Here is a 21,162-nt window from a genome sequence, read left to right as displayed (position 1 = left end):
CATGAGTTCTCCCATCCCCCATCCCATCCTCCTGGGCCGTCCCCAGGGCCTGCAGGCCGAGCTGCTGACGCATGGCGCGCTGCGCCGGCTGCTGGCGCCCGGCCTGATGGTCAACCTCTTTCCCGGCAACGAGCTGGAAGGCGGTCCCGCCAACCTGTGGCTGCGCCGCCGCGACGCGCAGGGCCGCGTGCAGCTCGCGCCGCTGCTGGGCCCCGGCTCGCCGCTGGCGCCTTGCGTCGGCAGCCAGGACGGCGACAGCTTCGCGATGCGCGGCCGCTGGCAAGACCTGGCCCTGACGCTGGAGCTGCGCCTGGTGCCGGAGCAGACCACCGCCTTCTGGCACCTGAGCGCGCGCAACGAGGGCGGCACGCCCTGCACGCTGAACCTGCTGCTGCTGCAGGACCTGGGGCTGGCCGACTATGGCGCGCTGCGCCTCAACGAGTACTACGTCAGCCACTACCTGGACCTGCAGCCGCTGACGCACGAGCGCCACGGCGTGCTGCTGGCGGTGCGCCAGAACCAGGCCCAGCGCGGCCGTCACCCCTGGCTGCTCGCCGGTTCGCTGCGCCGCTGCGTGCGCTGGGCCACCGACGCGGCCCAGGTCTTCGGCCATGCCGCGCACGAAGGGCTGCTGCCCGCCGCGCTGCTGGAAGGCCTGCCCGGCCGGCGGCTGCAGCACGAGCATGCGATGGCCGCGCTGGAGGATCAGGACCTGGTGCTGGCCGCCGGCGCCCAGGGCCGCACCGGCTTCGTGCTGCACCTGGAAGCCCACCATCCGCAGGCCAGCGACGCCACCGACCTGGAGCGACTCGCCGCCCTGCTCGCGCTGCCGCAGGCCGTCGCGACGCTGGCGGCCGGCCCCGCCGACGGCACCCCCGCGCCGCGCCCGGCGCGCGAATCCGCCAGCCTGTTCGCGACCGCGCCGCTGCTGGCCACGCGCGAGCTGCAACCGGACGAGATCGAACAATTCTTTCCCGGTCCGCGCCGCCATGAGGAGCGCGAGGCGCGCGACGGCCAGGGGCAGCCGGGCCGGCTGCTGTCCTTCTTCCACGCCGAGGATGCCCACGTGGTGCTGCGCGCCAAGGAGCTGCGCGTGCAGCGCCCGCACGGCCACCTGCTGCGCAGCGGCGCCCACCTGGTGCCCGACGAGCGGGCGCTGACCAGCACCTGCTGGATGGGCGGCGTCTTCCACTCCATGCTGACCCAGGGCCATGTCAGCTTCAACCGCCTGCTCTCCGCGCAGCACAGCCTGCTGGGGCTGTTCCGCTCGCAGGGCCTGCGCCTGTTCATGCAGGCGCCCGGCGGCGAATGGCAGCTGCTGGGCCTGCCCTCGGCCTTCGAGATGCGCCCGCAGTCCTGCCGCTGGCTCTACGCCCACGCGGGCGGGCTGATCGAGGTCCGCGCCGAGGCGCCCGACGCGCCCGAGCGGATGGATCTGCGCGTGCGCGTGCTCGCCGGCCCGGTGGCGCGGCTGCGCGCCACCTTGCATCTGGCGCTGGGCGGCGACGATGGCAGCCAGCCCGCGCCGGTGCCGCTGCAATGGCAGCCCGACGGCAGCCTGCGCCTCGCGCCGCCGCCCGGCAGCGAGCTGGCGCGGCGCTTCCCCGACGGCGCCTTCCGCCTCGTGCTGCCGCAGGGCGGCCAGGCGCAGGCGGGCGACGATGGGCGGCTCTATCCCGACGGGCGCAGCCGCGGCGAACCGCTGCTGTGCCTGGACTTCGAGCGCGTGCAGGAGCTGGCGCTGCAGCTGCGCGGCGAGCTGCTGGACGCGGCGCCGCCCGCGCAGGCGACGGGGCTGGACGAGCTCGACAGCCTGACGCTGCCGAGCTGGCAGCCGCCCCCCGGCGCGGACGGCCAGCGCCTGGCGCAGCTGGCGGACATCCTGCCCTGGTACCGCCACAACGCGCTGGTGCACTACCTGTCGCCGCGCGGGCTGGAGCAGTACTCCGGCGGCGGCTGGGGCACGCGCGATGTCTGCCAGGGCCCGCTGGAGATGCTGCTGGCGCTGGGCCGGACCGAACCGGTACGCGACCTGCTGTGCCGCGTGTTCTCGGCCCAGGATGCCAGCGGCGACTGGCCGCAGTGGTTCATGTTCTTCGAGCGCGAGCGCGCCATCCGCGCCGGCGACTCGCATGGCGACATCGTCTTCTGGCCGCTGCTGGCCCTGGCGCAGTACCTGATCGCCAGCGGCGACGCCGGGCTGCTGGACCAGGCGCTGCCCTTCCACGACGACGCGCCGGCCACGGTCTGGACCCATGTGGAGCGCGCGCTGGCGCTGATCCGCGCGCGCTGCGTGCCCGGCACGCGGCTGGCCGCCTACTGGCATGGCGACTGGAATGACTCGCTGCAGCCCGCCGACCCGGCGCTGCGCGAGCGCCTGTGCAGCGCCTGGACCGTGACCCTGCATCACCAGATGCTGCTGCGCCTGGCCGAGGCGCTGGCCGGGCTGGGCCGCGAGGAAGAAGCGCGCCAGCTGCAGGCCGAGGCCGCCGAAGTGAACGCCGCCTTCCAGGCCCACCTGGTGCGCGACGACGTGGTGGCCGGCTATCTGCACCGCGCCGAGGACGGCGCCGAGCAGCTGTGGCTGCACCCGCGCGACACCCTGACCGGCCTGCGCTACAGCCTGCTGCCCATGATGCATGCGGTGCTGGAGAACCTGCTCAGCCCCGAGCAGGCCGACACCCAGGCGGCGCTGATCGAGCGCCATCTGAAGGGGCCGGACGGCGCGCGGCTGTTCGACGCGCCGCTGCCCTACCGCGGCGGCCCGACGCGGCTGTTCCAGCGCGCCGAGACGAGCAGCTTCTTCGGCCGCGAGATCGGCGTGATGTACATGCACGCCCACCTGCGCTATGCGCAGATGCTGGCCCACCTGGGCCGCGCCGAGGCCTTCTTCGAGGCGCTCGCCCAGGCCCATCCGGTGGCGCTGCCCGATCGGCTGGCCTGCGCCAGCCGGCGCCAGGCCAACTGCTACTACTCCAGCTCCGACGCCGCCTTCCCCGACCGCTACGAGGCGCAGCAGCGCTATGCCGAGGTGCTGGAGGGCCGCGTGCTGCTGGACGGCGGCTGGCGCGTCTATTCCAGCGGCCCCGGCATCGCGCTGGGGCTGGTGATCTCCGGGCTGCTGGGACTGCGCCTGGAGCGCGACGCGCTGGTGCTGGACCCGGTGATGCCCGCTTCGCTGGACGGTCTGCGCGTGCGGCTGACACTGGGCGGCCTGGACCTGGCGCTGCACTACCGCGTGGGCCCGCGCGGCCATGGCGTCAACGAGGTGCGCGATGCCCAGGGCCCGCTGGCCTTCGAGCGCCTGCGCCACCGCTACCGCCTGGGCGCGGTGGCCCTGCCCCGGCCGGCCCCGGGCCAGACCCTGCACTGGGAAGTGCGACTGGGCTGAGCCAGGACCGAGGACAGGCCCTGCGGCCTGTCCGACGCCTGGCGAAGGCCCGACCCTGTCCCGCAGGGGCGGGCTGGGCCAGGACCGAGGACCGCCCCCTCGGACTGTCCAACGCCTGGCGAAGGCCCGACCCTGCCCCGCAGGGGCGGGCTGAGCCAGGATCGAGGACCGCCCCCTCGGACTGCCGGTCGCCCGGCGACGGCGCACAGGACGTGAGCAATCGTTAGAATGCGAACAATTCCTATTTGCAAGGCGGGGCACGAGGCACCGCCCGCCCCGCGTGTCCGCCGCCGATTCCTCCCTGGATCCCCAAGCCCTGCACGAGCTGTATGTCCACCACCATGGCTGGCTGTACGGCTGGCTGCGGCGCCGCCTGGGTAGTTCGGCGGACGCGGCCGATCTGGCGCAGGAGACCTTCGCGCGGTTGCTGGCGGCGCGCACGCCGCCGGCCAGCCTGCGCGAGCCGCGTGCCTACCTGAACACGGTGGCCAGGGGGCTGCTGGTCAACTGGTTCCAGCGCCAGGCGCTGGAGCGCGCCTACCTGGAGGCGCTGGCGGCGCTGCCCGAGGCCTGCGCGCCGGCGCCGGAGCAGCGCCTGCAGATCCTGCAGACCCTGCAGGAAATCGACGCGCTGCTGGACGGCCTGCCCGGCCCGGTGCGCGAAGCCTTCCTGCTCGCCCAGCTGGACGGCCTGCGCTACGCGGACATCGCGCGCCGGCTGGGCGTGGCCGAGGTCACGGTGAAGCGCTACATGAAGCAGGCCTTCCTGGCCTGCCTGAACTTGATGGACTGACGATGCGCGACACGCAAGCGGCGGACGGCGTGCGCCTGGACCCGGCCATCCTCGAGCAGGCGGCCGACTGGCTGGTGCAACTGCAGAGCGGCCAGGCCAGCGACGCGGATCGCGCCGCCTTCCAGCGCTGGCGGCAGCAAAGCCCGGAACACGCGCGTGCCTGGGCCCGCGCCGAGCGCCTGCTGGACAAGCTGGGCTCGCTGCCGCCCGCCCTGGCCAAGCCCGCGCTGCTGCGCCCGCGCGGCGGCGGGCGGCGCGGGGCGCTGCTCAAGCTGGCCGGCGCGCTGACGCTGCTGCCGGCGGGCGCGCTGGGCTGGCAGCTGGTCCAGACCCAGGCCTGGACCGCCGAGCACCGCAGCGCGGTGGGCGAGCGGCGCGAGCTGCGGCTGGCCGATGGTTCGCGGCTGACGCTGAACACCGACACGGCGCTGGACCTGCGCTTCGACGCCCACCGCCGCCAGGTCCGGCTGCGCCGCGGCGAGCTGCTGGTGCAGACGGCGCGCGATGCGCGGACGCCGCCGCGCCCCTTCGTGCTGGCGACCGCCCTGGGCGAGCTGGAGGCGCTGGGCACGCGCTTCGCGCTGCGCCTGCTGGACCCCGGGCGCGCGCTGCTGTCCGTGCTGGACGGCGCGGTGCGCGTGCAACCGCGGCACGGCCCGGCGACGGCGGCGCGCGTGCTGCGCGCCGGCCAGCAGGCGCATTTCGACGCCGGCGCGGTGGAGGACGCGGTGCCGCTGGACCCGACCGCGCTGGCCTGGACCGGCGGCATGCTGGTGGCCGACAACCTGCGCCTGGACGCGCTGCTGGCCGAGCTGTCGCGCTACCGGCCCGGCCTGCTGCGCTGCGATGCGGCGGTGGCGGGGCTGCGCATCAGCGGCGCCTTCCCCATCGACGACCCCGAGCGCGTGCTGGTCATGCTGGTCTCCACCCACCCGCTGGAAGCCAGGCTGCGCGCCCGCGGGCTCTGGGTCACGCTGGTCGCGCGCTGAGTGATCGCAGATCGCACCGACGCGCCCACAAGACTGATTCTTTTTTCGGGCTCGGCGGGCAAGGAGGTATCGCCACCTCCGCGTCACACCGACATGTCCCTGTTCCTCCCTGCTTCCCGGCCAGCCCGACGCCAGCCCGCCCTGCGCAAGACCCTGCTCGTCCTGGCCATCGCCGCGTCCTGCGGCAGCAGCGGTGCGGCGCCCGACCGGCCGACGCTGGACAGCGTCGCCGCGCGGCATTACGAGATCCCGGCCGGGCCGCTGGGCCGTTCGCTGGCGCTGTTCGCCGCGCAATCCGGACTGGGCCTGAGTTTCGAACCGGCGCTGGCCGAGGGGCTGCGCAGCCCGGCGCTGAGCGGTTCGCTGTCGGCCCGCATGGCCGCCGAGCTGCTGCTGGCCGGCAGCGAATTGGAACTGGTGGCGCTGAGCGACGGCAGCTACACGCTGCGCCGACGCCCGCCGTCCGCCGCGACGGGCGCACAGGCGCCAGGCGCGGCCGCCCCATCCACGCCGCTGCCCGTGCTGCCGCTGGTGCGCACCCGCGCCGGCGCGCTGGATGAGCATGGCGGCGTCAGCCACATCGGCGAACGCACGCTGCGCCGCTTCCCGGCCGTCAACGGCGATGTCACCAGCGTGCTGAAGCTGCATCCGCAGCTGCAATTCGACAACGCCCAGCTGTCCGCGCTGACCCAGGGCGAGATCGCCGCGGCGGACATCTCCATCAACGGCGCCAAGTACTACCAGAACCTCTTCCTGCTCGACGGCGTCTCGCTGAACAACGACCTGGATCCGGTGGCCAGCAACGCCGCCGCCGTCGCCGATGTGCCGGGCACCTCCCAGGGCATGCCGGTGGACAAGGACCTGTTGTGCAGCGTCGAGGTGCACGACAGCAATGTCTCGGCGCGCTATGGCGAGTTCCAGGGCGGCGTGGTCCGCGCCGAGCTCTGCGAGGCGCGCCGCAGCCTGAGCGGCCGCGTCAGCTACAGCCTGGCGCGCAGCGAATGGAGCACCCTCTTCGTCGACCCGCAGGAAGAGGAAGACCTGCGCAACTCCACCTCGGCGGCCCGGCAGCCGCGCTGGAGCAAGCAGACGCTGCGCGCCACCCTGCAGGGCCGGCCGAGCGACACGCTGGGCATCACGGCCTACCTGACGCAGACGCGCTCGCTGATCCCGCTGCGCGGCTATGCGGCCTCGCAAACCCCCGCCGACCCCTCGCTGGCCGAGCAGGACCAGACGCGGCGCAAGACTGACGGGCTGGTCAAGCTGGACTGGCGCCCCCGCCGCGACCTGCATGCCTGGGCGACGCTGCGCCACGAACCGATGCGCGACCAATACTTCCTGCAGAACGGGCGCGGCACCGACTTCACCGTGCGCGGCGGCGGCGAGTCCCTCTCCGGCGGCCTGGCCCATGACTGGGCGGGCCAGCAGCTGCGCCACGAACTGAGCTACCAGCGCATGGAGAATTCGCGCCGCTCCGCCTTGCCCTACTTCAAGTTCTGGTACTGGTCGGCCGACAAGAACTGGGGCGACCCCACCAAGGGCAGCGCGGAGGGCTCCTGGGGCGACGTCGACACGGTGCAGCGCACGCTGGCCTATTCGCTGGACAGCCGCCTGCAGCGCGCGCTGCCGCTGGCCGGCGCCGAGCACCGGCTGAGCTGGGGCCTGAGCCTGAGGCAGCGCGAGGCCCACTACGAGCGCCTGCGCGACCACTACAGCTATGGCGCCAACAACCGCGCGCTGACGCGCAACTGCACGGATGCCAACGGCGTGGTCGACACCGAGGCCTGCTCGCTCGCACCCACGCTGGCCAACCCCGGCCAGGGCCAGTACTTCGCCAAGCGCGACGTCTTCCAGGCCGGCCGCCTGGCGCTGACCGCCGCGCAGTTTGGCGCCTGGGTGGAAGACCAGGCGCGCTGGCAAGGCCTGAGCCTGCGCCTGGGGCTGCGCGCCGACCGCGACGAACTGGCCAGCCGGCCGACGCTGGCGCCGCGCCTGGCCGGCAGCTGGACGCCGCTGGAGGCCTGGCCCCTGCAGCTGCAGTTCGGCCTGAACCGCTATTACGGGCGCAGCTTCTTCAACGCGGCGCTGCGCGAGAAGCGCCAGACCCTGCAGTACGCGCAAAGCCGCGGCAAGGACCTGCTGTGGCACGACGGCGCGCGCGAGAAGCCGCAGAACCGGCTGGAGGACCTGCGCAGCCCCTATGACGACGAGCGCATGCTGGGCGCCGCCTACCAGGCGCGCGACTGGAGCCTGGCGCTGAAGTGGGTGCACCGCGAGTCGCGCGACCAGCTCACGCGCACGCGGCCCAAGGACAGCAGCGGCCAGTACGCCGGCGTCGGCCCCTATGTCTACACCAACCAGGGTCGCGGCAGTGCCGACAACTGGAGCGTGGAACTCAACGGCGCGCGCGCGCTGGCCTGGGCCGGCGGCTACCACCGCTGGAACCTCAGCCTGAGCCGCTCGCAACAGCGCAGCAACCATGCCGACTACGAAGCCCTGTTGCCCGCGGACGGCAGCGATCCCTGGATCAAGTACAAGGGCCAGTTCATCCGCCTGTCCGACAAGCCGGCGGACAACTACAACCGCCCCTGGACCGCGCGCGCCAGCCTTTCCACCGAATGGCCGGCTGCCCACCTGAGCCTCTACCAGTTCGCGCGCTGGCAGGGCGGCTACCGCAAGGTCGCCAGCACCAACAAGAGCGAGCCCTTCGACGGCGGCCTGGCGACCATCTATGCCGAGACCGACTTCAAGCCCAGCTTCGCCTGGGACATGAGCCTGAGCTGGCAGCCGCGCTTCGGCCGCCATCGGCCCTTCGTGACGCTGAGCGTCGAGAACCTGACCAACCGGCGCAACGTGATCACCGGCGCGGGAGACACCATGACGTACGAAAAGGGGCGCAGCGCCTCGCTGCAGGTGGGCTATGAGTTCTGAGCGCCTGCGCCACCTCCTGGGCCGCTCGCTCGCCGCCGGCCTGATGGCGGCCGCGGCCGTGCTTCCCACGGCCGGATCCGCCCAGGCCGACGCGCGCGGCGGCGCCGACGCGCTGGCCGACTGCCGCCGCGCGCTGGCCACGCCACAGGGCCTGCGCGAGCGGCCCGAATGCGCCGCGCGCGTCTACCGCGAGCCGGTGGCCCGCTGGCCCGCGCCCAGCGTGGACGCCGGCGTGCGCTGGCAGGAGCTGGGGCCGCGGCCCGCCTCGCCCGAGGCGCCGCCGGCGCTGAGCCGGCTGGGCGAGCAGCTCTTCTTCGACCCGCGCCTCTCCCGTGCGCGCGACATCAGCTGCGCCAGCTGCCATGCGCCGCACCTGGGCTTTGGCGACGGACGCCGGGTCGCGGTGGGCCACGACGGCCAGGCCGGGCCGCGCCACACGCCGCATCTGCTGGGCGTGGGCCTGGTGCCGGCGCTGATGTGGGACGGCCGCGCGGCCGACCTGGAAAGCCAGGCCCTGCTGCCGTTGCAGAACCCGGTCGAGATGGCCATGGACCTGCCCACGCTGCAGCGCCGCCTGGCGCAGGAGACCGAGTACCCGGCGCGCTTCGCCCGCGTCTTCGGCGACGAGGCCATCACCGTGCAGCGCCTGGGCCAGGCGCTGGCCGCCTTCCAGCGCGGCATCGCCGCGCCGCGCAGCCGCTTCGACGACTTCATCGAAGGCCAGCCCCAGGCGCTCAACGAGCAGGAGCTGCGCGGGCTGCACCTGTTCCGCACCCAGGGCCGCTGCATGAACTGCCACAGCGGCCCGCAGTTCACCCAGCATGAGTTCCACCAGATCGGCATCAGCCTGCTCGGCCGGCCGCGCCAGGACCTGGGCCGCCAGGCCGTCACCGGCAAGGCCGAGGACCTGGGCAGCATGCGCACGCCCACGCTGCGCGGCATCGCGCGCACCGCGCCCTACATGCACCAGGGCCTGCTGGCCACGCTGCGCAATGTGATCGACATGTACAACGTCGGCATGGTCCAGCCGCCCAAGCGCGAGCCGCCGCTGCCGCCGCCCTCGCCGCTGATCCAGCCGCTCAAGCTCAGCCCGCAGGACGTGCAGGACCTGGAGGCCTTCCTGAAGACGCTGTGAGCCCCGGCGCACCCTCAAACGGGCGCTTCCTGGCTCGTTAGTTCTCAAACAAGCGCAATTGGTGCGTACAGCGCGCGATAGACCTTCACACAGGGGGCCAAAGCGATTTTGTTCTAGCCCTGTTACGCCGCCCTCTGAACAATCCGCGGGGCTTCATTGATGAACAGAGAGTGGGAGTCCCGGGTGACAAGATCGACGAAACCATGGCTGCTGGGCGGCGCATTGATCGTGGGGCTGGCCGCGGCCGGCGGCGGCTGGATGCTGACCAAGGGTCGCGCGCAGGCCGCGCCGGCCTGGACCAGTCCGCCGACCAAGGTGGCGGTGGCCGCGGTGCTGCAGGCAACGCAGGCCCAGCAGCTCACCGGCATCGGCACGCTGGAGGCGGCACGCCAGGTCAGCGTGCCGGCCGAGAGCGATGGCCGGGTGGCGCAGATCCTGTTCTCGCCCGGCGAGCGGGTGCGCGCCGGTCAGCTGCTGGTGCAGCTCAACGACGCGCCCGAGCAGGGCGAGCTGGCACGGCTGCAGGCCCAGGCGGTGCAGACCAAGGCGGCGCTGGAGCGCACGCGCCGCCTGCTGCCGCAGCAGGCCGCCACTCAGGAGCAGATGGACCAGGCGCAGAGCGCCCATGACCAGGTGCAGGGCGAGCTGCAGCGGGTGCGCGCGCTGATTGCGCAGAAGCGCATCGCCGCGCCCTTCGACGGCGTGCTGGGCATACGCCAGGTCCACCTGGGCCAGTTCGTGCGCGCCGGCGACGCGCTGGTCTCCCTGACCGACGGCCGCGTCATGCATGCCAACCTGACGCTGCCGGAATCGGCCTATGCCGTGCTGCGCCGCGAGCAGCGCGTGCGCCTGCGCGTGGACGCCTATCCGGGCCGCGACTTCGTCGCCACGCTCAGCACCATAGAGCCGCAGGTGGACCCGGCCACGCGCACCGTGCGCCTGCAGGCCACGCTGAAGAACCCGGACGGCCTGCTGGTGCCCGGCATGTACGTCAATGCCGCGGTCGCGCTGGCGCCGCGCCCCGACGTGCTGAGCGTCCCCGAAACCGCCGTGACCTACAACGCCTATGGCGATTCGGTCTACGTGGTGGAGTCCGGCGCCAAGGGCGGCGGGCTCAGCGTGCGCCAGGTGCAGGTGAAGACCGGCGAGCGCGACCAGGGCCGCGTCGTCGTGACCCAGGGGCTGAAGGCCGGCGAGCGCGTCGTGACCTCGGGCCAGCTGCGCCTGTACAACGGCGCGGCGGTGGAGATCAGCGCCCAGGACACGCTGGCGCCCAAGACTCCCGCAGCGGCCGCGGCCTCGGCGCCGCAGGGCGCGCAGCCCGAAGCCGGGAAGGGCCAGCCATGAAATTCACCGACCTCTTCGTGCGCCGGCCCGTGCTGGCGCTGGTGGTCAGCGCGCTGATCCTGCTGCTGGGCCTGCGCGCCTTCTTCAGCCTGCCGGTGCGCCAGTACCCGCAGACCGAGAGCGCCACCATCACCATCACCACCCAGTACCCCGGCGCGGCGCCGGAGCTGATGCAGGGCTTCGTGACGCAGCCACTGGCCGAGGCGGTGGCCACGATCGAGAACGTGGACTACCTGAACTCCTCGTCCACGCAGGGCCGCAGCGTGATCTCGGTGCGCATGAAGCTCAATGCCGACGCCGACAAGGCCCTGACCGAGACCATGGCCAAGGTCAACCAGGTCAAGTACAAGCTGCCGCGCCAGGCCTATGACCCGGTGGTGCTGAAGTCCTCCGGCGAGGGCACGGCGGTGGCCTATCTGGGCTTCTCCAGCACGACGATGAGCGTGCCGGCGCTGAGCGACTACCTCTCGCGCGTGGTGCAGCCCAAGCTGGCCTCCATCGACGGCGTCGCCAGCGTGGAGATGAGCGGCGGGCAGACGCTGGCGATGCGCGTGTGGCTGGACGCCAACCGGCTGGCCGCGCAGGGCCTGTCGGCCGGCGAGGTGGCCGACGCGCTGCGCCAGAACAACGTGCAGGCGGCGCCGGGCCAGGCCAAGGGGCTCTACGTGGTGGCCAACATCAAGGTCAACACCGACCTCAACAGCGTGGCCGAGTTCCGCGACCTGGTGGTCAAGCGCCAGGGCTCGACGCTGGTGCGCCTGGGCGACGTCGCGACGGTGGAGCTGGGCGCCGCGTCCAGCGACATTAGCGCCACCATGGACGGTGAGCCCGCGGTGTACTTCGGCCTGCATGCCGCGCCCAACGGCAACCCGCTGACCATCGTGAAGCGCGCCCGCGAGCTGCTGCCCACCATCGAACGCAACCTGCCGCCGGGCGTCAAGGCGCAGCTGCCCTTCGAGCTGGCGCGCTTCATCCAGTCCTCCATCGACGAGGTGCAGCACACCCTGGTGGAGGCCATCGTGATCGTGGTGCTGGTGATCTTCCTGTGCCTGGGCTCGCTGCGCGCGGTGCTGGTGCCGGTGGTCACCATCCCGCTGTCCATGCTGGGCGCGGCGGCGCTGATGCTGGTGTTCGGCTTCAGCATCAACCTGCTCACGCTGCTGGCCATGGTGCTGGCGATCGGCCTGGTGGTGGACGACGCCATCGTCGTCGTCGAGAACGTGCACCGCCACATCGAAGAAGGGCTGAGCCCGGTGCAGGCGGCCCTGATCGGCGCCCGCGAGGTGGCCGGCCCGGTGATCGCGATGACGCTGACGCTGGCGGCGGTGTACGCGCCCATCGGCCTGATGGGCGGGCTCACCGGTTCGCTGTTCAAGGAGTTCGCGTTCACGCTGGCCGGATCGGTGGTGGTCTCGGGCGTGATCGCGCTGACGCTGTCGCCGGTGATGAGCTCCTACCTGCTGAAGCCGCGCATCAGCGAGGGCCCGATGGAGCGCTTTTCGGAGGCGCTGTTCCACCGCCTGTCGGTGATCTACGGCCGGGTGCTGGACCTGTCGCTGCACCACCGCTGGGTGACGGCGGGCGTGGCGCTGGCGGTGATGGCCAGCCTGCCGCTGCTCTACAACGCCGCGCAGCGCGAGCTGGCGCCGGCCGAGGACCAGGCCAACGTGCTGACCGCGATCAAATCGCCGCAGCATGCCAACATCGACTACGTCGAGACCTTCGGTCGCAAGTGGGACACGGTGCTGGCGCAGGTACCCGAGGGCACCGGCCGCTGGCTGATCAACGGCGTGGACGGCGTCTCCAGCAGCATCGGCGGGCTGATGCTGTCCGACTGGGGCCAGCGCAAGCGCAGCGAGCCCGAGGTGCAGGCCGACATCCAGGCGCGCATGAACGAGGTGGAGGGCAGCCAGGTCTTCGCCTTCCAGCTGCCGCCGCTGCCGGGCTCCACCGGCGGCCTGCCGGTGCAGATGGTGATCCGCAGCGCGGCCGACCACCGCGTGGTGTACGAGGCGATGGAGCGGCTCAAGACCGCCGCGCGCGAGAGCGGCAAGTTCATGGTGGTGGACAGCGACCTGGACTACAACAACCCGGTCGTCAGCATCCGCGTGGACCGCGCCAAGGCCAACAGCCTGGGCGTGAGCATGCGCGCCATCGGCGACACGCTGGAGGTGCTGGTGGGCGAGAACTACCTCAACCGCTTCAGCCTGGACGGGCGCTCCTACGACGTGATCTCGCAGGCGCCGCGCGAGCAACGCCTGACCCCCGAGTCGCTGGGCCGCTACCACGTGAAGAGCGCCAGCGGCCAGCCGGTGCCGCTGTCCAACCTGGTGCAGCTGAGCATGGGCGTGGAGCCCAACAAGCTGACCCAGTTCAACCAGCTCAACGCGGCCACCTTCCAGGCCATCCCCATGCCCGGCGTCAGCATGGGCGACGCGGTGGACTTCCTCAGCCAGCAGGCCACTCAGCTGCCGGTGGGCTTCAGCTTCGACTGGCAGTCCGACGCGCGCCAGTACGCACAGGAGGGTTCGGCGCTGGTATTCGCGTTTGCGTTCGCGATCGTCGTGATCTACCTCGTGCTGGCGGCGCAGTACGAAAGCCTGCGCGATCCGCTGATCATCCTGGTCAGCGTGCCCATGTCGCTGTGCGGCGCGCTGATCCCGCTGGCGCTGGGCTATGCCACGCTGAACATCTACACCCAGATCGGGCTGGTGACGCTGATCGGGCTGATCAGCAAGCACGGCATCCTGATGGTGGAGTTCGCCAACGAGATCCAGCTGAGCCACCAGCTGGACCGCCGTGGCGCGATCGAGGAGGCCGCGCGCATCCGCCTGCGCCCCATCCTGATGACCACCGCGGCCATGGTGGTGGGCCTGGTGCCGCTGCTGTTCGCCAGCGGGGCCGGGGCCAACAGCCGCTACAGCATCGGCCTGGTGATCGTCGTGGGCATGCTGGTGGGCACGCTGTTCACGCTCTTCGTGCTGCCGACCATGTACACGCTGCTGGCGCGCGACCACCGCGCCGCCGGCAACTCGGCGCGCGCCCGCGAGCTGGACCAGGCCCTGGCCGGCCCCGGGGAGGCGGCATGAAGGAGATGCCCATGAACACGGACAAGACCCCGGCCGCGCGCGCAGGCCTCGCGCTGGCCCTGCTGGCGGGCCTGCTGAGCGCCTGCGCGAGCGGCCCGCAACACCTGGCACCAGCGGTCGCGCCGGTGGCGATCGCGGCGCCCGAGCAGCAGCTCTTCGCCAGTGACGCCGTGCAGCGCGACTGGTGGCGCCAGCTGGAGGATCCGCAGCTGGACGCGCTGGTCGAACGCACGCTGGCCGCCAACCACGACATCCGCCTGGCCCACGCCCGGCTGGCCGAGGCGCGCGCGGCGCAGACCGGCGCGGCGCTGGACCGCCTGCCCACGCTGGACCTGAGCGCCAGCCGCACGCGCGGCATCGCCCAGGGCAACGGCGCGCCGGCCGAGGCGCGCAGCCTGTCGACCAGCAGCCGTGCCGGCTTCGACGTGCGCTGGGAGATCGACCTCTTCGGCCGACTGGCCCGGCTGGAGGCCGCCGCCGATGCGCGCGCCCAGGCTCAGGCCGCCGAGCTGGCCCAGGTGCGCGTCGTCGCGGTCGCCGAACTGGCGCGCCACTACTACGAAATGCGCGGCGCCGAACAGCGGCTCGCCCTGCTGAAGCGCACGCTGCAGGCCCTGCAGAGCAGCCTGGACGTGGTGCAGTCGCAGGTGCAGACCGGCCGCGCGCTGCCCGGCGACCTGGCCAGCGCGCGCGCCGCGCTGGCCAGCGCCGAGGCCGAGCAGCCGCGGCTGGAGAACGCGCGCCGCCTCGCCGCGCACCGCGTCGCGGTGCTCGCCGGGCTGCGTCCGGCGGAGCTGGCCCCGCTGCTGCAGCCGCGCACGCTGCAGCCGCTGGACAAGCGCCTGCCCATCGGCGAGCTGGGCGAGCTGCTGCGCCGCCGGCCCGACGTGCACGCCGCCGAACGCGCGCTGGCGGCGCGCGGCGCCGAGGCTGGCGCGGCGCGCGCGGACCTCTATCCGCGCCTGGATCTGGGCGGCTTCCTGGGCTTTGTCGCGCTGCGCGGCGCGGACCTGGGCAGTGCGGCCAGCCGCGCCTTCAGCGTGGACACCGGCGCGCGCTGGGCCGCGCTGCCCAGCGGCTCGGCGCGTGCCCGGCTGCGCGCCGCGCAGGCGCGTGTCGACGGCGCGCAGGCGCAGTACGAGCAGGCGGTGCTGCTGGCGGTCGAAGAGGTGGAGAACGCGCTGAGCCAGCACGGCCAGAACCAGCAGCGCATGCGCAGCCTGTTGCAGGCCGCCGAGCAGAGCCGGCGCGCCGCCGAGCTGGCCCAGGCGCGCCACCGCGAAGGCGTGGCCCCCTACCTGGAGCTGCTGGACGCGCAGCGCAGCCTGCTGCGCGCGCAGGACGCGCTGGCCGAGGCGGAAACCGCGGCCTACACCGGCCTGGTCGCGCTGTACAAGGCGCTGGGCGGCGGCTGGCAGCCGGACGAGGCGGCCGGCTGAGACCCCGGCCCGCGGCCTTCAGCGCGCGCCCCGCGCGCCGTCGGCGGCGGCGAACATCGCCGCCAGATGGGCCTCGCCGCGTTCCAGGATGAAGTAGCGCAGCGCCTCGGCCGCCGGCGACAGCAGCTTGGCGGCCAGGTGCACCACATGCCAGCGCCGCATCAGCGGCAGTCCTTCGACGGCGGGCGCGGCCAGCAGCCCGTGGCGCATCTCCAGGCCTATGGTGTGCAGTGAGACCAGGCTGACGCCCAGGCCGGCCATCACCGCCTGCTTGATCGCCTCGGTGGAGTCCATTTCCATCACGAACACCGGCTGCAGCCGGTGGTGCTCCAGGTACTGCATCAACGCGGCGCGCGTGCCCGAGCCGTCCTCGCGCACGATGAAGGGCTCGCGCGCGAGTGCCGCGGCGGGCACGCTTTCCATCTGCGCGAAAGGGTGCTCGGGCGCGGTGATCAGCCCATGCGGATGCATCGCGAATGGCTCGGCCCGCGTCGCCAGCGCCTGCGGCGGGCGGCCCATCACGGTGAGGTCCAGCTCGTTGGCCTCCATCAGCGCGGCGAGCTGCTCGCGGTTGCCCAGCTTCAGGCGCAGCTCGATGGCCGGATGCTCGGCATGGAAGCGCGCCAGCAGCGGCGGCAGGAAATATTTGGCCGAGCTGACCATGCCCACGGTCAGCAGCCCCGACTCCACGCGCTTGAAGCGCGCCATCGCGTCGTCGGCCTCCTTCAGCGTGGCGAGCAGGCGGCGCGCGTAGACCAGGAAGTACTCCCCCGCGGTGGACAGCGAGAGGCGGCGCCGGCTGCGGTCGAACAGCGCCAGCCCGACCTGGGACTCCAGCTCCTTGATCTGCATGGACACCGCCGGCGGCGTCAGGTGCAGGGTCTCGGCGGCGCGCTGCACGCTGCCCAGGCGGGCGACCTCGGTGAACACGCGCAGCTGGCGAAAGCTCAGGTTCATCGGCGCCTCAGTTAAGGAATTGCTGAATTGGAAGCGAAGAATATTTGACTTTTCCTGAGCTGTCTTGCTCCCTAGAGTGGCTCCATCGCCACCCGATGGAGCACGCACGATGAACAAGCCCGCCGAGCCCCTGCCGCTGCAGGACGGCCAGCCCGGCCCGGTGACCGACGCCCGCCAGCGCTATGCCGCCGGCGTGCTGAAGTACCGCCAGATGGGCTACTGGGCGCCGGACTACCCGCCGCGCGACAGCGACGTGCTGTGCCTGTTCCGCATCACGCCGCAAGACGGCGTGGACCCGGTGGAGGCCGCCGCCGCGGTGGCCGGCGAGTCCAGCACCGCGACCTGGACCGTGGTCTGGACCGACCGGCTGACCGCCTGCGACAGCTACCGCGCCAAGGCCTACCGCGTGGAGCCGGTGCCCGGCAATCCGGGCCAGTATTTCGCCTGGGTGGCCTACGACCTGATCCTGTTCGAGGAAGGCTCCATCGCCAACATGACGGCCAGCCTGATCGGCAATGTCTTCAGCTTCAAGCCGCTGAAGGCCTGCCGGCTGGAGGACATCCGCATCCCGGTCGCCTATGTGAAGACCTTCAAGGGCCCGCCCACCGGGCTCATCGTCGAGCGCGAACGCCTGGACAAGTTCGGCCGCCCGCTGCTGGGCGCCACCACCAAGCCCAAGCTGGGCCTGTCGGGGCGCAACTACGGCCGCGTGATCTACGAGGGCCTCAAGGGCGGCCTGGACTTCATGAAGGACGACGAGAACATCAACTCCCAGCCCTTCATGCACTGGCGCGACCGCTTTCTCTATGTGATGGACGGCGTCCACAAGGCCAGCGCCGCCACCGGCGAGGTCAAGGGCAGCTACCTGAACGTGACCGCCGCGACCATGGAGGAGATGTACGAGCGCGCCGAGTTCGCCAAACAGCTGGGCTCGGTGGTGCTGATGGTGGACCTGGTCGTGGGCTGGACCGCGATCCAGAGCATGGCGAACTGGTGCCGCCGCCACGACATGATTCTGCACATGCACCGTGCCGGCCATGGCACCTACACGCGGCAGAAGAACCATGGCGTGAGCTTCCGCGTGGTCGCGAAGTGGCTGCGCCTGGCCGGCTGCGACCACCTGCATGCCGGCACCGCGGTGGGCAAGCTGGAGGGCGATCCGCTGACGGTCCAGGGCTACTACCAGGTCTGCCGCGACGCCTACACGCGGCGCGACCTCACGCGCGGACTCTTCTTCGACCAGGACTGGGCCGACCTGCGCAAGGTGATGCCGGTGGCTTCGGGCGGCATCCACGCCGGCCAGATGCACCAGCTGCTGCAGCTCTTCGGCGACGACGTGGTGCTGCAGTTCGGCGGCGGCACCATCGGCCACCCGGCCGGCATCCAGGCCGGCGCGGTGGCCAACCGCGTGGCGCTGGAGGCCATGGTCAAGGCGCGCAACGAGGGCCGCGACCTCACCGCCGAGGGCCCGCAGATCCTGCACGAGGCCGCGCGCTTCTGCCGCCCGCTGCAGCAGGCGCTGGAGACCTGGAAGGACGTGGCCTTCAACTACGCCTCCACCGACACCAGCGACTACGTCGCCACGCCATCCCTCGGCGCCTGAGCGCCATGCCAAGGAGCCCCGCGATGATGAACAACCCCACCGGCCGGCTGACCCAGGGTCAGTTCAGCTTCCTGCCCGACCTGAGCGACGCCGAGATCGCGCGGCAGGTCGAGTACGGCCTGCGCCAAGGCTATGCCTGGAGCCTGGAGACCACCGACGACCCGCATCCGCGCAACACCTACTGGGAGATGTTCGGCATGCCCATGTTCGACCTGCGCGACGCCGCCGGCGTGATGCTGGAGCTGGCGGACTGTCGCAAGACCTTTCCCACGCACTACATCCGGCTGCAGGCCTTCGACGCCACGCGCGGCGTCGAGTCCATCGCGATGAGCTTCATCGTCCAGCGGCCCGCACACGAGCCCGGCTTCCGGCTGGCGCGCCAGGAGGGGCCGGGCCGCCAGCAGCACTACGCCTGCGTCAGCGCGGGCGCGGATCGCTGAGCGGTACGCCGCAGGGAGCGCCCCCGATGATGAACTACCGCATTCCCGGCGCCCGCCCGGCCCCCGCGCCGACGCCCGCCCCCCCGGCAAACGCGACCGCCGCCGCCCCGGAGGCGGAAACGCCGCGCACCGTGGCCCAGGTGCTGGCGCACAGCCAGGCCGAGGCCGTGCTGGACGAGCTGGAGCGCGAGCTGGTGGGCCTGCAGCCGGTCAAACAGCGCATCCGCGACATCGCCGCGCTGCTGGTGATCGCGCGGCTGCGCCAGGGCCTGGGCCTGGCCGCGCAGCCGCCCAGCCTGCACATGTGCTTCACCGGCAACCCCGGCACCGGCAAGACCACCGTGGCGCTGCGCATGGCCCAGGTCCTCCATCGCCTGGGCTATGTGCGCAAGGGCCATCTGGTCGCGGTGACGCGCGACGACCTGGTGGGCCAGTACATCGGCCATACCGCGCCCAAGACCCGCGAGGTGCTGAAGAAGGCCATGGGCGGCGTGCTCTTCATCGACGAGGCCTACTACCTCTACCGCCCCGAGAACGAGCGCGACTACGGCCAGGAGGCGATCGAGATCCTGCTGCAGGTGATGGAGAACCAGCGCGACGACCTGGTCGTGATCCTGGCCGGCTACCCGGACCGCATGGACCGCTTCTTCCAGTCCAACCCCGGCATGAGCTCGCGCGTGGCCCACCACCTGAGCTTTCCCGACTATGCGGACGACGAACTGCTGCTGATCGCCGAGCGCCTGCTGGCGCAGCAGGCCTACCGCTTCGGGCCGGGCGCGCGCGAGGCCTTTGCCCACTACCTGGCGCTGCGCCGGCGCCAGCCCCATTTCGCCAACGCGCGCAGCGTGCGCAACGCGCTGGACCGCGCCCGGCTGCGCCAGGCCTCGCGCCTGTTCGAGCAGCGCGAGCGCGAGTTCGACCGCGACACGCTGAGCCTGATCGCCGCCGGCGACATCCGCGCCAGCCGCCTCTTCGCCCCCGACGTCCCCACGCCCTAGGCCCCCCAGGAGACCCGCATGCAGACAACTGGCCGCATCACCCTCGCCCAATTCCTGCGCGACCCGACCGGCGTTCCCGACGGCGCGTCCGGCGACACCGCCGAGCTGGGCGCGCTGCTGCTGGAGGTGGCCGCGACGCTGCGCGACATCGCGGCGATGACCACGCGCGGGGCGCTGGGCGGCCCGGAATGCGGCCTCGCCGACGGCGGCTACCTGGGCGCGCTGGCGCAGTGCAATGTCCAGGGCGAGACGCAGAAGAAGCTGGACCTGCTGGCCCACGAGGCCCTGGTGCGCGGCCTCGAGGCCAGCGGCCGCGTCGCCGGCATGGCCAGCGAGGAGGCCGAGGCCCCCATCGCCGTCGCGGCCGATCCGGGCCGGCGGCGCGGCCGCTTCCTGCTGGTGTTCGATCCGCTGGACGGCTCGTCCAACACCGACGTCAACATCTCGGTGGGCAGCATCTTCTCGGTGCTGCGCCACGACGAGGACCCCGCGCCACGGGAGCCGGACTTCCTGCAGCCCGGGCGCTCCCAGGTCGCCGCCGGCTATGCGATTTACGGCCCGGCGACCATGCTGGTGCTCAGCCTGGGCCGGGGCACGCACGGCTTCACGCTGGACCGCGACACGGGCGACTTCGTCCTCACCCATCCGGCGCTGCGCATTCCCGAGACCTGCGGCGAGTTCGCGATCAACATGAGCAACGCGCGCTTCTGGGAGCCGCCGGTGCAGCGCTATGTCGCCGAATGCCAGGCCGGCCGTCAGGGCGAGCGCGGGCAGGACTTCAACATGCGCTGGATCGCCTGCCTGGTGGCCGAGGTGCACCGCATCCTGATGCGCGGCGGCGTCTTCCTCTATCCGCGCGACAGCCGCGAACCACGGCGCCCCGGCCGCCTGCGCCTGCTGTACGAGGCCAACCCGGCCGCGCTGCTGATCGAGCAGGCCGGTGGCCTGGCCTCCACCGGGCGGCAGCGCCTGCAGGAGCTACAGCCCGAATCGCTGCACCAGCGCGTGCCGGTGATCCTGGGCTGCGCCGCCGAGGTGCTGCGCCTGGAGCGCTACCACGCCGAGCACGACGAGGGGCGGGACCGCCCCTTCGCGTCTCCGCTGTTCAGCGCGCGTTCGCTGTTCGGCCTGCAGCCCTCCGCCTGAGCCGCCCCATGTCCACCCGCCACCCCATCGTCGCCATCACCGGCTCCTCGGGCGCCGGCACCACCACGGTGATGAAGAGCTTCGCCCACATCTTCCGCCGCGAGGGCCTGCGCGCGCAGATTGTCGAAGGCGACGCCTTCCACCGCTTCGACCGCCAGGAGATGCGCGAGCGCGTGCGCCGCGCCGACGCTGGCGAGGGACCGCGCATCAGCCACTTCGGGCCCGAGAGCAACCTGCTCGCCGAACTGGCCACCACCTTCGCCGACTACGGCGCCAGCGGCAGCGGCCAGGTGCGCCGCTACATCCACGACGCCGCCGAGGCGCGCGAACTCGGCGGCGAGCCCGGCCGCTTCACGCCCTGGCAGCCCATGGCGCCCAGCGACCTGCTGTTCTACGAGGGCCTGCATGGCGGCTATGTGGGCGCCGACGGCGTCGACGTCGCGCGCCATGTGGACCTGCTGGTGGGCGTGGTGCCCATCATCAATCTCGAGTGGATCCAGAAGCTGCACCGCGACCAGACCCTGCGCGGCTACAGCCAGGAGGCGGTGGTGGAGACCATCCTGCGCCGCATGCCCGACTACGTGAACCACATCTGCCCGCAGTTCAGCCGCACCCATGTGAACTTCCAGCGCGTGCCCACGGTGGACACCTCCAACCCCTTCATCGCCAAGGACATCCCCAGCGCCGACGAGTCCATGGTCGTGATCCGCTTCGCCAAGCCCCAGGGCATCGACTTCCCCTACCTGCTGTCCATGCTGCACGGGGCCCTGATGACGCGGCCCAACACCCTGGTCGTGCCGGGCGGAAAGATGGGGCTGGCCATGCAGCTGATCTTCACGCCGCTGATCCTGCGCCTGATGGACCAGAAGCGGCGCGCACTGGCCTGACCCCCAACCTGGAGTTC

At 72.2% G+C, this 21,162-nt stretch carries 14 protein-coding genes; 13 read left to right on the top strand and 1 reads right to left on the bottom strand.

What is annotated here, in order from left to right:
* The first annotated feature begins 1 nt into the window (after position 1).
* From LZ017_RS05735 to LZ017_RS05700, 8 genes are all read left to right on the top strand, one after another.
* A complete protein-coding gene (locus LZ017_RS05735) occupies positions 2-3,391 on the top strand; it encodes a GH36-type glycosyl hydrolase domain-containing protein (RefSeq protein ID WP_241299168.1) in 3,390 nt (1,129 codons plus the stop codon).
* A gap of 280 nt (positions 3,392-3,671) precedes the next feature.
* Positions 3,672-4,184 carry a sigma-70 family RNA polymerase sigma factor gene (locus LZ017_RS05730; RefSeq protein ID WP_241299166.1) on the top strand — a complete coding sequence of 171 codons (513 nt, stop codon included), beginning with the start codon at positions 3,672-3,674 and terminating at the stop codon, positions 4,182-4,184.
* Positions 4,185-4,186: 2 nt separating this feature from the next.
* Positions 4,187-5,173 carry a FecR domain-containing protein gene (locus LZ017_RS05725; RefSeq protein WP_241299158.1) on the top strand — a complete coding sequence of 329 codons (987 nt, stop codon included), beginning with the start codon at positions 4,187-4,189 and terminating at the stop codon, positions 5,171-5,173.
* A gap of 93 nt (positions 5,174-5,266) precedes the next feature.
* Complete coding sequence (locus LZ017_RS05720) at positions 5,267-8,104, top strand: TonB-dependent receptor (RefSeq protein ID WP_241299156.1); 2,838 nt, start codon at positions 5,267-5,269, stop codon at positions 8,102-8,104.
* Positions 8,094-9,239 (top strand): cytochrome-c peroxidase, encoded by a 1,146-nt coding sequence (locus tag LZ017_RS05715; RefSeq protein ID WP_241299154.1) that lies wholly within the window; start codon positions 8,094-8,096, stop codon positions 9,237-9,239. The genes LZ017_RS05720 and LZ017_RS05715 overlap by 11 nt, the downstream gene beginning before the upstream one ends.
* 159 nt (positions 9,240-9,398) lie before the next feature.
* Positions 9,399-10,586, top strand: coding sequence for an efflux RND transporter periplasmic adaptor subunit (locus tag LZ017_RS05710; RefSeq protein ID WP_374109884.1), 1,188 nt, complete (start codon positions 9,399-9,401; stop codon positions 10,584-10,586).
* A complete protein-coding gene (locus LZ017_RS05705) occupies positions 10,583-13,675 on the top strand; it encodes a MexW/MexI family multidrug efflux RND transporter permease subunit (protein ID WP_241299151.1) in 3,093 nt (1,030 codons plus the stop codon). Before LZ017_RS05710 ends, LZ017_RS05705 begins: the two co-directional genes overlap by 4 nt.
* 11 nt (positions 13,676-13,686) lie before the next feature.
* Complete coding sequence (locus LZ017_RS05700; RefSeq protein ID WP_241299149.1) at positions 13,687-15,114, top strand: efflux transporter outer membrane subunit; 1,428 nt, start codon at positions 13,687-13,689, stop codon at positions 15,112-15,114.
* Positions 15,115-15,132: 18 nt separating this feature from the next.
* Here the strand turns inward: LZ017_RS05700 and LZ017_RS05695 are convergent, their stop codons facing one another.
* Positions 15,133-16,071: a LysR family transcriptional regulator gene (locus LZ017_RS05695; RefSeq protein WP_241299147.1), complete on the bottom strand. Its 939-nt coding sequence runs from the start codon at positions 16,069-16,071 to the stop codon at positions 15,133-15,135.
* A gap of 109 nt (positions 16,072-16,180) precedes the next feature.
* Here LZ017_RS05695 and LZ017_RS05690 point away from each other — a divergent pair, with 109 nt between their 5' ends.
* Genes LZ017_RS05690 through LZ017_RS05670 form a run of 5 tightly spaced genes read left to right on the top strand, consistent with a single transcriptional unit; the run spans position 16,181 to position 21,145 of the window.
* Positions 16,181-17,674 (top strand): form I ribulose bisphosphate carboxylase large subunit, encoded by a 1,494-nt coding sequence (locus LZ017_RS05690; protein WP_241299145.1) that lies wholly within the window; start codon positions 16,181-16,183, stop codon positions 17,672-17,674.
* A gap of 23 nt (positions 17,675-17,697) precedes the next feature.
* Positions 17,698-18,114 (top strand): ribulose bisphosphate carboxylase small subunit, encoded by a 417-nt coding sequence (locus LZ017_RS05685; protein ID WP_241299143.1) that lies wholly within the window; start codon positions 17,698-17,700, stop codon positions 18,112-18,114.
* A 26-nt stretch (positions 18,115-18,140) separates the two neighbouring features.
* Positions 18,141-19,112, top strand: a complete 972-nt coding sequence (cbbX, locus tag LZ017_RS05680; protein ID WP_374109883.1) for a CbbX protein — start codon at positions 18,141-18,143, stop codon at positions 19,110-19,112.
* A gap of 18 nt (positions 19,113-19,130) precedes the next feature.
* Entirely contained in the window at positions 19,131-20,258 is a 1,128-nt protein-coding gene (locus LZ017_RS05675) for a class 1 fructose-bisphosphatase (RefSeq protein ID WP_241299141.1), read from the top strand.
* An 8-nt stretch (positions 20,259-20,266) separates the two neighbouring features.
* Complete coding sequence (locus LZ017_RS05670) at positions 20,267-21,145, top strand: phosphoribulokinase (protein ID WP_241299139.1); 879 nt, start codon at positions 20,267-20,269, stop codon at positions 21,143-21,145.
* Positions 21,146-21,162: the final 17 nt, after the last annotated feature.

Source organism: Pelomonas sp. CA6 (genome assembly GCF_022549225.1).
Classification (GTDB): Bacteria; Pseudomonadota; Gammaproteobacteria; order Burkholderiales; family Burkholderiaceae_C; genus Roseateles.
Note: the sequence above shows the minus strand (reverse complement) of the source record. Positions and strands in the feature narration are given on the sequence as shown.

Excerpts from the sequence above, each read along its gene's own strand:
- LZ017_RS05735 (WP_241299168.1), top strand. The coding sequence starts at position 2 with ATGAGTTCTCCCATCCCCCATCCCATCCTCCTGGGCCGTCCCCAGGGC.
- LZ017_RS05725 (WP_241299158.1), top strand. The coding sequence starts at position 4,187 with ATGCGCGACACGCAAGCGGCGGACGGCGTGCGCCTGGACCCGGCCATC.
- LZ017_RS05720 (WP_241299156.1), top strand. The coding sequence starts at position 5,267 with ATGTCCCTGTTCCTCCCTGCTTCCCGGCCAGCCCGACGCCAGCCCGCC.
- LZ017_RS05715 (WP_241299154.1), top strand. The coding sequence starts at position 8,094 with ATGAGTTCTGAGCGCCTGCGCCACCTCCTGGGCCGCTCGCTCGCCGCC.
- LZ017_RS05710 (WP_374109884.1), top strand. The coding sequence starts at position 9,399 with ATGAACAGAGAGTGGGAGTCCCGGGTGACAAGATCGACGAAACCATGG.
- LZ017_RS05705 (WP_241299151.1), top strand. The coding sequence starts at position 10,583 with ATGAAATTCACCGACCTCTTCGTGCGCCGGCCCGTGCTGGCGCTGGTG.
- LZ017_RS05700 (WP_241299149.1), top strand. The coding sequence starts at position 13,687 with ATGAACACGGACAAGACCCCGGCCGCGCGCGCAGGCCTCGCGCTGGCC.
- LZ017_RS05695 (WP_241299147.1), bottom strand. The coding sequence starts at position 16,071 with ATGAACCTGAGCTTTCGCCAGCTGCGCGTGTTCACCGAGGTCGCCCGC.
- LZ017_RS05690 (WP_241299145.1), top strand. The coding sequence starts at position 16,181 with ATGAACAAGCCCGCCGAGCCCCTGCCGCTGCAGGACGGCCAGCCCGGC.
- LZ017_RS05685 (WP_241299143.1), top strand. The coding sequence starts at position 17,698 with ATGATGAACAACCCCACCGGCCGGCTGACCCAGGGTCAGTTCAGCTTC.
- cbbX (WP_374109883.1), top strand. The coding sequence starts at position 18,141 with ATGATGAACTACCGCATTCCCGGCGCCCGCCCGGCCCCCGCGCCGACG.
- LZ017_RS05675 (WP_241299141.1), top strand. The coding sequence starts at position 19,131 with ATGCAGACAACTGGCCGCATCACCCTCGCCCAATTCCTGCGCGACCCG.
- LZ017_RS05670 (WP_241299139.1), top strand. The coding sequence starts at position 20,267 with ATGTCCACCCGCCACCCCATCGTCGCCATCACCGGCTCCTCGGGCGCC.